Source organism: Streptomyces sp. NPDC015131 (genome assembly GCF_043079975.1).
Classification (GTDB): domain Bacteria; phylum Actinomycetota; class Actinomycetes; order Streptomycetales; family Streptomycetaceae; genus Streptomyces.
The window spans coordinates 343,637-355,211 of the sequence record NZ_JBIBVB010000007.1; the positions used below are offsets into that span (position 1 = coordinate 343,637).

13 protein-coding genes are annotated in these 11,575 nt (G+C 73.3%); 11 read left to right on the forward strand and 2 right to left on the reverse strand.

Annotation, left to right across the window (positions count from 1 at the left end):
* Positions 1-87: 87 nt before the first annotated feature.
* The 7 genes from mltG (at position 88) to ACF08D_RS27285 (ending at position 7,092) form a co-directional block, all read left to right on the forward strand.
* Positions 88-1,878 carry an endolytic transglycosylase MltG gene (gene mltG / locus ACF08D_RS27255; protein ID WP_392226160.1) on the forward strand — a complete coding sequence of 597 codons (1,791 nt, stop codon included), beginning with the start codon at positions 88-90 and terminating at the stop codon, positions 1,876-1,878.
* Positions 1,856-2,713: a shikimate dehydrogenase gene (locus ACF08D_RS27260; RefSeq protein ID WP_392226162.1), complete on the forward strand. Its 858-nt coding sequence runs from the start codon at positions 1,856-1,858 to the stop codon at positions 2,711-2,713. Before mltG ends, ACF08D_RS27260 begins: the two co-directional genes overlap by 23 nt.
* Before the next feature lie 156 nt (positions 2,714-2,869).
* A complete protein-coding gene (aroC, locus tag ACF08D_RS27265) occupies positions 2,870-4,054 on the forward strand; it encodes a chorismate synthase (protein ID WP_392226164.1) in 1,185 nt (394 codons plus the stop codon).
* Complete coding sequence (locus tag ACF08D_RS27270; protein WP_392226166.1) at positions 4,051-4,569, forward strand: shikimate kinase; 519 nt, start codon at positions 4,051-4,053, stop codon at positions 4,567-4,569. The genes aroC and ACF08D_RS27270 overlap by 4 nt, the downstream gene beginning before the upstream one ends.
* Positions 4,566-5,660 (forward strand): 3-dehydroquinate synthase, encoded by a 1,095-nt coding sequence (aroB, locus tag ACF08D_RS27275; RefSeq protein ID WP_392226168.1) that lies wholly within the window; start codon positions 4,566-4,568, stop codon positions 5,658-5,660. The genes ACF08D_RS27270 and aroB overlap by 4 nt, the downstream gene beginning before the upstream one ends.
* Positions 5,657-6,097 (forward strand): type II 3-dehydroquinate dehydratase, encoded by a 441-nt coding sequence (gene aroQ / locus ACF08D_RS27280; protein WP_392226170.1) that lies wholly within the window; start codon positions 5,657-5,659, stop codon positions 6,095-6,097. Before aroB ends, aroQ begins: the two co-directional genes overlap by 4 nt.
* A 125-nt stretch (positions 6,098-6,222) precedes the next feature.
* A complete protein-coding gene (locus ACF08D_RS27285) occupies positions 6,223-7,092 on the forward strand; it encodes a Pro-rich N-terminal domain-containing protein (protein WP_392226172.1) in 870 nt (289 codons plus the stop codon).
* Between the two features lie 90 nt (positions 7,093-7,182).
* On the opposite strand, the gene ACF08D_RS27290 is transcribed toward ACF08D_RS27285, so the two are convergent.
* Entirely contained in the window at positions 7,183-7,704 is a 522-nt protein-coding gene (locus ACF08D_RS27290) for a hemerythrin domain-containing protein (RefSeq protein WP_392226174.1), read from the reverse strand.
* A 133-nt stretch (positions 7,705-7,837) separates the two neighbouring features.
* Between ACF08D_RS27290 and ACF08D_RS27295 the strand changes: the two genes are divergently transcribed.
* Genes ACF08D_RS27295 through nusB form a run of 3 tightly spaced genes read left to right on the forward strand, consistent with a single transcriptional unit; the run spans position 7,838 to position 10,000 of the window.
* Positions 7,838-8,944 (forward strand): aminopeptidase P family protein, encoded by a 1,107-nt coding sequence (locus ACF08D_RS27295; RefSeq protein WP_392226175.1) that lies wholly within the window; start codon positions 7,838-7,840, stop codon positions 8,942-8,944.
* Positions 8,945-9,002: 58 nt separating this feature from the next.
* Positions 9,003-9,569 carry an elongation factor P gene (efp, locus tag ACF08D_RS27300; protein ID WP_392226177.1) on the forward strand — a complete coding sequence of 189 codons (567 nt, stop codon included), beginning with the start codon at positions 9,003-9,005 and terminating at the stop codon, positions 9,567-9,569.
* A gap of 2 nt (positions 9,570-9,571) precedes the next feature.
* A complete protein-coding gene (gene nusB / locus ACF08D_RS27305) occupies positions 9,572-10,000 on the forward strand; it encodes a transcription antitermination factor NusB (RefSeq protein WP_392226178.1) in 429 nt (142 codons plus the stop codon).
* A gap of 183 nt (positions 10,001-10,183) precedes the next feature.
* Here the strand turns inward: nusB and bldD are convergent, their stop codons facing one another.
* A complete protein-coding gene (gene bldD, locus ACF08D_RS27310) occupies positions 10,184-10,684 on the reverse strand; it encodes a transcriptional regulator BldD (RefSeq protein ID WP_028431622.1) in 501 nt (166 codons plus the stop codon).
* Positions 10,685-10,881: 197 nt separating this feature from the next.
* On the opposite strand from bldD, the gene pyrR reads away from it, so the two are divergent.
* Positions 10,882-11,469, forward strand: coding sequence for a bifunctional pyr operon transcriptional regulator/uracil phosphoribosyltransferase PyrR (gene pyrR / locus ACF08D_RS27315; protein WP_392226181.1), 588 nt, complete (start codon positions 10,882-10,884; stop codon positions 11,467-11,469).
* The last annotated feature ends 106 nt before the right edge of the window (positions 11,470-11,575 follow it).

The following is an 11,575-nucleotide window of genomic DNA, read 5'->3' on the forward strand; positions in this document are numbered from 1 at the left end:
CGTTCCCCGCTACGCGGCGGTGTTCGAACAGCCGCCGCGTGACGTAGAGGCGGATCGTCCGGACGCCTCGCGGCTGTTTGGGGATCGATGACTGAGTATGGCCGGAGCCCCGGCTCCGAACCGTGGCACCCCGAGGACCCGGCTCACGGGAACCAGGGGTGGGAAGGTCAGCAGGCCTCCTACCAGCAGCCGCAGTACGGACAGCCGCAGGACCCGTACCAGCAGCACGGGCAGCACGGGCAGCACGCCCAGCACGGTCACGGCGACCAGCAGTACCCGGGCCACGCCGACCACCAGTACTACGGTGCGCAGCAGCCGCAGGGCGCGCAGCAGTACCAGGACGCCCCGGAGTACCACGGGACCTACCCCGGGCAGGGCTACGCGGACCAGACGCATTCCGGCCAGGTTCACGGGGGCCAGACGTACGCCGGCGGCCCGTACGACACCGGAACCGGAACCTGGGACACCGGCCAGCAGGCCGCGATGCCCTACGGCGCGCACGCCCCGGCGGACCCCTACGCCGCCCGGACGCCCGACCTCTACGGCACCCCCGAGGCGTACCCGCCCCCGCAGCCCCCGGACCGGCGGCACCCCGAGCCCGAGCCCCGCCACGAGCCGCTGGAGCAGGAACCGGAGGAGGACCACCCGTTCTTCACCGACGCCCCCGGCGACGACGACCGTGACGGCCGCGACGGCCGCGGCGGCCGTGACGGGGACGACGACGGCGACGACCCGGCCGGGCCGGGGCGCGGCGGGGGCCAGGGCCGCCGGGGCGGCAGGCCGCCCAAGAAGCGCAAGAGCCGCAACGGTCTGGCCTGCCTGGTCGTCGCCCTGGTGATGGCGGGCGGCGTCGGCGGTGTCGGGTACGTCGGCTACCAGTTCTGGCAGGGCCGGTTCGGCGAGGCGCCCGACTACACCGGCGACGGCACCGCCGAGACCGTCCAGGTGGAGATCCCCAAGGGCGCCGGCGGCTACGAGATCGCCGCCCGCCTGGTGGAGAGCGGCGTGGTCAAGAGCCAGGGCGCCTTCGTCTCCGCCCAGGAGAAGAACCCCGACGGCAAGAGCATCCAGGACGGCGTCTACACGCTCCGGAAGGGCATGTCCGCCGCCAGCGCGGTCGAGGCCATGCTCGACCCGAAGAACCGCAATGCCCTCACCATTCCCGAGGGCAAGCGGAACGTGTACGTCTACGAACAGATCGACAAACGGCTCGCCCTGAAGCCGGGCACCACCGAAGGCGTCGCCCGGGCCAAGGTGAAAAACCTCGGACTGCCCGCCTGGGCCACCGGCCACCCCGGGGTCAAGGACCCGCTGGAAGGCTTCCTCTTCCCGGCGAGCTATCCGGTGGCGAAGGGCGCCAAGCCCGAGGACGTCCTCAAGAAGATGGTCGCCCGCGCCAACGCCGAGTACACCAAGCTCGACCTCGAAGGGAAGTCCAAGTCCCTGGGCCTCAAGGGTCCTTGGGAACTCCTCACCGTGGCCAGCCTGGTCAACGCCGAGGGCAAGACCCCCGACGACTTCCGCAAGATGGGCGAGGTGGTCTACAACCGCCTCAAGCCCACGAACACGGAGACCAACCAGCTTCTCCAGTTCGACTCGGCCTTCAATTACCTCAAGGGCCAGAGCAATATCGACATCAGCGAATCCGAGATCAACAGCAACCAGGACCCGTACAACACGTACACCCAGAAGGGCCTGACCCCCGGCCCGATCGGAAATCCCGGACTGGAAGCCCTGGAAGCCGCCCTGAAACCCACGTCGGACGGCTGGATGTACTTCGTCGCCACCGACGGGATGAACAAGACGGAATTCGCCAAGACGCACGACGAGTTCCTGAAGCTGAAGGACAAGTTCAATGACAACCAGGGCAGCGAGTGACGTTCCCGCCCCCGGCGCCCGCAGGGCCGCCGTCCTCGGGTCGCCGATCGCCCACTCCCTCTCCCCGGTGCTGCACCGCGCCGCCTACGCCGAGCTGGGCCTCACCGGCTGGTCGTACGAGCGGCACGAGGTGGACGAGGAGCGGCTCCCCGGCTTCCTGAAGGAGCTGGACGCCTCCTGGGCCGGCCTGTCGCTGACCATGCCGCTCAAGCGGGCGGTCATCCCGCTGCTCGACGGGATCACCGGCACGGCGGCCTCCGTCGAGGCCGTCAACACCGTCGTCATCGGCGAGGACGGCCGCCGCACCGGCGACAACACCGACATCCCCGGCATGATCGCCGCGCTGCGGGAGCGGGGCGTGGAGCAGGTCGAGTCCGCCGCCGTGCTCGGCGCCGGCGCCACCGCGTCGTCGGCGCTCGCCGCGCTGGCCCGCGTCTGCACCGGACCGGTCACCGCCTACGTACGCAGCGAGGCCCGCGCCGCCGAGATGCGCGGCTGGGGCGAACGGCTCGGCGTCCCGGTGCGCACCGCCCGCTGGGAGGACGCGGCCGAGGGCCTGCGCGCCCCGCTCGTCGTCGCCACCACCCCCGCCGGGACGACCGACGCGCTCGCCGCCGCCGTGCCCGAGCGGCCCGGCACCCTCTTCGACGTGCTGTACGACCCCTGGCCCACCGCCCTGGCGGCCTCCTGGTGGCGGGGCGGCGGCGCCGTGGTCGGCGGGCTCGACCTCCTCGTCCACCAGGCCGTCCTCCAGGTCGAGCGGATGACGGGCCGCGCTCCCGCCCCCCTCGCCGCCATGCGCGCGGCGGGCGAGGCGGCACTCGCCTCCCGCTGACCGCGCCCCGCCCCGGCCCGCCGTGGGACGCGGCGTCCGCTTGCTGGACCGGCGATCGCGCGGCCGCCCGGACATGGGAGGATCGGGGGTGAGGCGGGCCAGGGCTGCGCACCCCGGTCGCGCCGTCGCAGTCGAGGCGCGAGCAGAGGAGCACCGTTGAGCAGGTTGCGCTGGCTGACCGCGGGGGAGTCGCACGGCCCCGCACTGGTGGCGACGCTGGAGGGCCTTCCCGCCGGTGTCCCGATCACCACGGAGATGGTGGCGGACCACCTGGCCCGTCGGCGCCTCGGCTATGGGCGCGGTGCGCGGATGAAGTTCGAGCGCGACGAGGTCACCTTCCTCGGCGGCGTCCGCCACGGCCTGACCATGGGCTCGCCCGTCGCCGTGATGGTCGGCAACACCGAGTGGCCCAAGTGGGAGAAGGTCATGGCGGCCGACCCGGTCGACCCGGACGAGCTCGCCGCACTGGCCCGCAACGCCCCGCTGACCCGCCCCCGCCCCGGCCACGCGGACCTCGCCGGCATGCAGAAGTACGGCTTCGACGAGGCCCGCCCGGTCCTGGAGCGCGCCAGCGCCCGCGAGACCGCCGCCCGTGTGGCGCTCGGCGCCGTCGCCCGCTCGTACCTCAAGGAGACGGCCGGCATCGAGATCGTGTCGCACGTCGTCGAGCTGGCCGCCGCCAAGGCCCCGTACGGCGTGTACCCGACCCCCGCCGACGTCGAGAAGCTGGACGCCGACCCGGTGCGCTGCCTGGACGCGGACGCCTCCAAGGCGATGGTCGCCGAGATCGACCAGGCCCACAAGGACGGCGACACCCTCGGCGGCGTGGTCGAGGTCCTCGCCTACGACGTGCCGGTCGGCCTCGGCTCCCACGTGCACTGGGACCGCCGGCTGGACGCCCGCCTGGCCGCCGCGCTCATGGGCATCCAGGCCATCAAGGGCGTCGAGGTCGGCGACGGCTTCGACCTCGCCCGGGTGCCCGGCTCCCAGGCCCACGACGAGATCGTCGCCACCGGCGACGGCATCCGCCGCACCTCCGGCCGCTCCGGCGGCACCGAGGGCGGCCTGACCACCGGCGAGCTGCTGCGCGTCCGCGCCGCGATGAAGCCCATCGCCACCGTGCCCCGGGCCCTGAAGACCGTCGACGTGGTCACCGGCGAGGCCGCCGCGGCCCACCACCAGCGGTCCGACGTCTGCGCGGTGCCCGCCGCCGGCATCGTCGCCGAGGCCATGGTCGCCCTCGTCCTCGCGGACGCGGTCGCGGAGAAGTTCGGCGGCGACAGCGTCGCCGAGACCCGCCGCAACGTCCGCTCGTACCTCGACAACCTCCACATCCGGTGAGCACCGGCCCGCTGGTCGTCCTCGTCGGACCGATGGGCTCCGGCAAGTCCACCGTGGGCGCGCTGCTCGCCGAGCGGCTCGGCGTGCCCTACCGGGACACGGACGCGGACATCGTGGCCGCCGAGGGCCGGGAGATCTCCGACATCTTCGTCGAGGACGGCGAGGAGCACTTCCGCGCCCTCGAACGCGCCGCCGTACGGGACGCCGTCGCCGGGCACACCGGCGTCCTCGCCCTCGGCGGCGGCGCCGTCCTCGACGCCGGCACCCGGGAGCTGCTCACCGGGCTGCCCGTCGCCTACCTCTCGATGGACGTCGAGGAAGCGGTGCGCAGGGTCGGCCTCAACACCGCCCGCCCGCTGCTCGCCGTCAACCCGCGCCGCCAGTGGCGCGAGCTGATGGAGGCCCGGCGCCCCCTGTACACCGAGGTCGCCCGGGTGGCCGTCGCCACCGACGACCGGACCCCCGAAGAGGTCGCCCAGGCGGTCCTCGACGCACTGGAATTGAAGGACGTATGACGGACCAGGCAGTGACCCGTATCCAGGTCGGCGGCACGGCCGGCACCGACCCGTACGAGGTGCTGGTCGGCAGGCAGCTCCTCGGCGAGCTCGCCGGCATGGTCGGCACCCGGGCCAAGCGCGTCGCCGTGATCCACCCGGAGGCGCTCGCCGAGACCGGCGAGGCGCTGCGCGCCGACCTCGCCGCGCAGGGGTACGAGGCGGTCGCCATCCAGGTGCCGAACGCCGAGGAGGCCAAGACGGCCGAGGTCGCCGCGTACTGCTGGAAGGCGCTCGGGCAGACCGGCTTCACCCGCACCGACGTGATCGTGGGAGTGGGCGGCGGCGCCACCACCGACCTCGCGGGCTTCGTGGCGGCCACCTGGCTGCGCGGAGTGCGCTGGATCGCCGTCCCGACCACGGTCCTCGCCATGGTCGACGCGGCGGTCGGCGGCAAGACCGGCATCAACACCGCCGAGGGCAAGAACCTCGTCGGCGCCTTCCACCCCCCGGCCGGCGTGCTGTGCGACCTCGCCGCCCTCGACTCGCTGGCCGTCCACGACTACGTCAGCGGCCTGGCCGAGGTCATCAAGGCCGGCTTCATCGCCGACCCGGTGATCCTGGACCTGATCGAGGCGGACCCGCAGGCGGCCCGTACGCCCGCCGGACCGCACACCGCCGAGCTGATCGAGCGGTCGATCCGGGTCAAGGCGGACGTCGTCTCCTCCGACCTCAAGGAGTCCGGACTCCGCGAGATCCTCAACTACGGCCACACCCTGGCCCACGCCATCGAGAAGAACGAGCGCTACAAGTGGCGCCACGGCGCCGCCGTCTCCGTGGGCATGGTCTTCGCCGCCGAGCTGGGCCGTCTCGCCGGACGGCTGGACGACGCCACCGCCGACCGGCACCGCGCCGTCCTGGAGTCCGTCGGCCTGCCCCTGACCTACCGCGGCGACCAGTGGCCCAAGCTCCTGGAGACCATGCGGGTCGACAAGAAGTCCCGCGGCGACCTGCTGCGCTTCATCGTCCTCGACGGGCTCGCCAAGCCGGCCGTCCTGGAGGGCCCCGACCCGGCGGTGCTGGTCGCCGCCTACGGGGAGGTCTCCGCGTGACGCGCAAGGTGCTGGTGCTCAACGGCCCCAACCTCGGCCGGCTCGGCTCCCGCGAGCCCGACGTGTACGGCGCGACCTCCTACGCCGGACTGGTCGACGCCTGCCGGACCCTCGGCGGCGAACTGGGCTTCGACGTCGAGGTGCGCGAGACCAACGACGAGGGCGAGATGATCCGCTGGCTGCACGAGGCGGCCGACGGCTCGCTGCCCGTCGTCATCAACCCCGGCGCCTTCACGCACTACTCGTACGGGATGCGGGACGCCGCCGCCCAGCGCACCGCCCCGCTGATCGAGGTGCACATCTCCAACCCGTACGCCCGCGAGGAGTTCCGGCACACCTCGGTGGTCGCCGCGGTCGCCAGCGGCACCGTCGCCGGATTCGGCATCGGCTCCTACCGCCTCGCCCTGCGGGCGCTCGCCGACGAACTCTCGGGCTGACCGGGCACTGAGGGCCTTCCCCGGCCGTTTCACCCAACAGCGGCCGGGGAGGGTACGGTTCGGTGACGGACGACCCGAACGGGCGCCCGACCAGCGTCAGTCGTACGAGACGAAAGTGGCACCGGATGCAGCACGCAGTGGGGGCTCCGCTGCCGCCGCCCCACCAGCCGGGGCACGCGGCCGCCGGGTGGATCAACCAGACGGCCGCCCACCAGCAGCCGGGCCCGCCGCCGCCCCAGGGCCCGCCGGTCCCCCCGCCCCCGGCGGCACCGGCACAGCCCCCCGCGCCCGCCCCGGCCCCCGCCGCGCCGGGCGGCCCCGGCTGGGCCTCGCCCGTACCGCCGCAGGACGCCACCGGACACGTCCACCTCCCGCCCGGCGCCCCGGTCGCCGCCCCCGCCCCGCCCCCGCCCGCCGAGCACGGCGCGGGCACCGGCACCGCCACCCTCGCCGTCCTGCTCATCGGCCCGGCAGGCGCGGGCAAGACCACCGTCGCCCGCCACTGGGCGGCCAACCGCCGGGTGCCCACCGCCCACATCAGCCTCGACGACGTCCGCGAATGGGTCTGCGCCGGCTTCGCCGACCCCCAGGACGGCTGGAACGACCAGTCCGAGGCGCAGTACCGGCTGGCCCGCCGCACCTGCGGCTTCGCCGCGCGGAACTTCCTCGCCAACGGCATCTCCTGCATCCTCGACGACGCCGTCTTCCCCGACCGCCCGGTCGTCGGCCTCGGCGGCTGGAAGCGGCACGTCGGCCCCGGGCTGCTCCCGGTGGTCCTGCTGCCCGGCCTGGAGATCGTCCTGGAGCGCAACGCGGAGCGCACCGGGAACCGGCGCCTCTCCGACGAGGAGGTCGCCGGCATCCACGGCCGGATGGCCGGCTGGTACGGGTCGGGGCTGCCGATCATCGACAACTCCAAGTACGACGTGGAGACCACCGCCCGCGTCCTGGACGACGTCCTGGCCCGCGCCATCGCCAGCCCGCCCGCCTTCTGACCCGTACCGCCCCCGCCGGGCCGTACGGGCCGCGCCGCCCCGGGCCTCGGCCGGAGGCCGACTCCCGTACGGGCCGCGCCGCCCCTGGCCTCAGTCGGAGGCCGACTCCACCAGGTGGCGTACATGCGCCACGCTGCCGCAGCCGGCCTCCAGCTGCTCCTCCCGGGCCGCGGCGAACGCCTCGCCCAGCTCCGCCCGCCGCTCGGGGGCGACGTTCTCCCGGGCGTCGTTGAGCAGCGTCCGCTCCTCCTCGTCCGCGTGGTGGTTCACGGCGGTGACCAGGTCCTCCAGCTTCTCGTCCCACTCGTCGGACCCGGTGTCGGCCACCTCCAGCAGGGCCAGCAGCGCCTCGTTCCCCTCGTGGTGCTCGTGCACCCCGTGCTCGACGTCCTCGTCGTCCACGTTCTTGTAGCGCCGCAGCGCCGGGTACACCTCGCGCTCCTCCGCCGTCGCGTGCGCCACCAGCAGCGCGGCGAACTCCTTCAGCGCCCCGGCCCGGTCGGCCTCGGCATTGCGCATCGTCCGGAACAGGTCCTCCATCCGGCGGTGGTCGCGCAGGATCAGCTCGACCACGTCGGTGTCGGTCGGGGCGGCGGTGCGGCTACGGGTCATGGTCGTCTCCTCCGGTGGGGGGCGATGTGCGTCCGGTGCGCCGGATACCCCGATTTCCCCGTCCGACCACCACGGCGCCCCCGGTCGGCCCGCCCGACCTGCCGAGGCGGCCGGGCGCTCGTAGGCTCGGGGCATGTCAGAGGTGTTCGCTGTCCGCCGGGAGCGGCTGCGCGACCGGTGCGCGGCGTCGGGCTCCGCGGCTGCCCTGGTCTCCCGCCCCGCCAATGTCCGCTACCTCGCGGGCGGCGCGCCCCCGGGCGCCGTCCTGCTGCTGGGCGCCGGCGACGACGTCCTGCTGTGCCCCCGCACACCCTCCGGCGACCCCGTGGAGGGGCGCCTCGACGAGGGGCTGCGGCTCTCCGTGCTCCCGGTCGGCGGGGGAGACCCGGTGGTCGCGGCGGTGGGGCTCGCCGGCGGGGCCGGGGCGGACGTGCTGGCCGTGGAGGAGCACCATCTGAGCGTGGCGCGGCACCGGGCGATGGCGTCGGCCGCGTCCGGACTGCGCCTGGCCGACCTCGGCGGCGCCATCGAGCAGGAGCGGATCGTCAAGGACGAGGACGAGATCACCTGCCTCAGGATCGCCGCGGAGATCACCGACCAGGCCCTCGGCGAACTCCTGGAGTCGATCCTGGTGGGCCGCACCGAACGCCACCTCGCGCTGGAGCTGGAGCGCCGCCTGGTCGACCACGGCGCCGACGGCCCGGCCTTCGCCACCTCGGTCGCCACCGGCCCCAACGCCGGGCGCGGCGGCCACCGGCCCTCCGACCGCCGGGTCGAGGAGGGCGATTTCCTCTCCGTCTGCCTGGGCGCGAACTACCGCGGCTACCGGTGCGAGATCGGCCGTACGTTCGTGATCGGCACCTCGCCCGCCGACTGGCAGATCGAGCTGTACGACCTCGTCTTCGCCGCTCAGCGGGCCGCCCGCGAGTCGCTGGCCCCCGGCACCGCGTACGGCGACGTGGACCGCGCCGCCCGCCAGATCCTCGACGCGGCCGGGTACGGCGAGTGCCTGGAGCCGGTCCTCGGGCACGGGGTGGGGCTGGAAATCGAGGAGGACCCGCAGTTGGCACCCGGCGCCATGGGTAAACTGGACGCTTGTGTGCCGGTCACCGTCGAACCGGGGGTCCACCTCCCGGGCCGGGGCGGTGTCCGGATCGATGACACGCTCGTCGTACGCCAGGAGGCGGACGGCGGACCCGAGCTACTCACCATCACGACCAAGGAGCTGCTCGCGCTGTAGCGCGTGACGCACCACGCCTCGGTCGTCCACCAGCGTCAGTCCAGGAGATTCCGCAACCGTGGCTTCCACGAACGACCTCAAGAACGGCATGGTGCTCAAGCTCGACAACGACCAGCTCTGGTCCGTCGTCGAGTTCCAGCACGTCAAGCCCGGCAAGGGCCCGGCCTTCGTGCGCACCAAGCTCAAGAACGTGCTCTCCGGCAAGATCGTCGACAAGACGTTCAACGCCGGTGTGAAGGTCGAGACGGCCACCGTCGACCGCCGCGACATGCAGTTCTCGTACATGGACGGCGAGTACTTCGTCTTCATGGACATGCAGACGTACGACCAGCTGCACGTCGACCGCAAGGCCGTCGGCGACGCCGCCAACTTCCTGATCGAGGGCTTCACCGCCACCGTCGCCACGCACGAGGGCGCGGTGCTCTACGTCGAGCTGCCCGCCGCCGTCGAGCTGACCGTCCAGGAGACCGAGCCGGGCGTCCAGGGCGACCGCTCCACCGGTGGCACCAAGCCCGCCATCCTGGAGACCGGCCACCAGATCCAGGTCCCGCTCTTCATCACCACCGGTGAGAAGATCAAGGTCGACACCCGTGACAGCGGCTACCTCGGCCGGGTGAACAGCTAACCGTGGCTGCCCGGAACAAGGCCCGCAAGCGTGCCTTCCAGATCCTCTTCGAGGCCGACCAGCGCGGTGTGTCCGTGCAGGAGGTCCTCGCGGACTGGGTCCGGCACGCCCGGTCCGACGAGCGGCAGCCGCCGGTCGGCGAGTACACGATGGAGCTCGTCGAGGGGTACGCGCCGTACGCCGGCCGGATCGACGAGCTCATCGCCACCTACGCGGAGGGCTGGGCGCTCGACCGGATGCCGGTCGTCGACCGGAACATCCTGCGCCTCGGCGCCTACGAGCTGGTGTGGGTGGACGGCACCCCGGACGCGGTGGTGATCGACGAGGCGGTGCAGCTCGCCAAGGAGTTCTCCACCGACGACTCCCCGCAGTTCGTCAACGGCCTGCTGGCCCGGTTCAAGGACCTCAAGCCCAAGCTCCGCCGGGACTGAGGACCGGCCCCGGTCCGCGCCTTCCGAAGGGCCCGCCCGCGCTCCGTGCGCGGCGGGCCCTTCGGCGTACGGCGCGAGGTCCGGTGCGGGTGCGGCATGAGAGAGCCGCCGGGTGCGGCGGGGCCGGAAAGGCTCCGTCCGCACCCGGCGGCAACGTTTCTGCTGAAGGTGGGGCCGGTGGGGTCAGGCGTCCTCGTGGGCGACCGCACGGCGCGCGTCGGCGTCCAGCACGCCCCAGCTGATCAGCTGCTCGGTGAGGACCGAGGGCGACTGGTCGTAGATCACGGCCAGGGTGCGCAGGTCGTCCTGGCGGATCGACAGCACCTTGCCGTTGTAGTCGCCGCGCTGGGACTGGATCGTCGCCGCGTACCGCTGGAGGGGGCCCGCCTTCTCCGCGGGGACGTGCGCGAGGCGCTCCAGGTCCAGGACGAGCTTCGGCGGCGGCTCGGCGGCCCCGCCCGGCGTGGTGCCCGGCAGCAGCTCCTGGACCGGGACCCCGTAGAAGTCGGCCAGCTCGGCGAGGCGCTGCACGGTCACGGCACGGTCACCGCGCTCGTACGAACCGACCACCACGGCCTTCCAGCGGCCCTGGGACTTCTCCTCCACACCGTGGAGGGAGAGGCCCTGCTGGGTGCGGATGGCACGGAGCTTGGCCCCGAGCTGTTTTGCGTATTCGCTGGACATATAGCTCCCGGGACGAAGGCTGGTAACTCACTGTGAGGTTACGCAGCGTTACTTGGGTGCGTCAAGCCGAATGGTCCGTACCGACGGTCCCGCCGGGCCGGGGGAGGGGCCCCCGCCCGGTGCTGGTACCGTGGGTGGCGCAATTCCGACGTCCTTTAAGGTCCGTCCCGTGAGGCGGAGAAGGAGGTCCGTTTCGTATGGACGCCACTCAGCAGTCCGGTGTCGCGCGCCCCGTCCTCGAGGGCCCCGACATCGCCCGGGTTCTGACCCGGATCGCCCACGAGATCGTCGAGCGCGCCAAGGGCGCCGACGACGTGGTCCTCCTCGGCATCCCCACGCGGGGGGTCTTCCTCGCGCGGCGCCTGGCCGAGAAGCTGGAGCAGATCACCGGCCGCACGGTCCCGGTCGGCTCGCTCGACATCACCATGTACCGCGACGACCTGCGGATGCGGCCCGCCCGCGCGCTGGCCCGCACCGAGATCCCCGGCGACGGCATCGACGGCCGTCTGGTCGTCCTCGTCGACGACGTGCTGTTCTCCGGCCGCACCATCCGCGCCGCCCTCGACGCCCTCGGCGACATCGGCCGCCCGCGCGCCGTCCAGCTCGCGGTCCTCGTCGACCGCGGCCACCGCGAGCTCCCGATCCGCGCCGACTACGTCGGCAAGAACCTGCCCACGTCGCTGCGGGAGACGGTCAAGGTCCAGCTCGCCGAGGAGGACGGTCGCGACACCGTGCTGCTCGGTGTGCGGGAGACCGCCCCCACCGCCCCGGCGGGCGAGCGCTAGCACCTCCCGTACGACCCCTTCGTACGGAGTGCCCCGCCGCGCGCCCGCACGCCCGCCGGGCCTGTCCGAGAACAGGTCACTCTCCCGGATCTCCACCTCCACCACG

Excerpts from the sequence above, each read along its gene's own strand:
- ACF08D_RS27295 (WP_392226175.1), top strand. The coding sequence starts at position 7,838 with ATGTCAGAGGTGTTCGCTGTCCGCCGGGAGCGGCTGCGCGACCGGTGC.
- aroB (WP_392226168.1), top strand. The coding sequence starts at position 4,566 with ATGACGGACCAGGCAGTGACCCGTATCCAGGTCGGCGGCACGGCCGGC.
- ACF08D_RS27285 (WP_392226172.1), top strand. The coding sequence starts at position 6,223 with ATGCAGCACGCAGTGGGGGCTCCGCTGCCGCCGCCCCACCAGCCGGGG.
- pyrR (WP_392226181.1), top strand. The coding sequence starts at position 10,882 with ATGGACGCCACTCAGCAGTCCGGTGTCGCGCGCCCCGTCCTCGAGGGC.
- ACF08D_RS27290 (WP_392226174.1), bottom strand. The coding sequence starts at position 7,704 with ATGACCCGTAGCCGCACCGCCGCCCCGACCGACACCGACGTGGTCGAG.
- mltG (WP_392226160.1), top strand. The coding sequence starts at position 88 with ATGACTGAGTATGGCCGGAGCCCCGGCTCCGAACCGTGGCACCCCGAG.
- bldD (WP_028431622.1), bottom strand. The coding sequence starts at position 10,684 with ATGTCCAGCGAATACGCAAAACAGCTCGGGGCCAAGCTCCGTGCCATC.
- ACF08D_RS27260 (WP_392226162.1), top strand. The coding sequence starts at position 1,856 with ATGACAACCAGGGCAGCGAGTGACGTTCCCGCCCCCGGCGCCCGCAGG.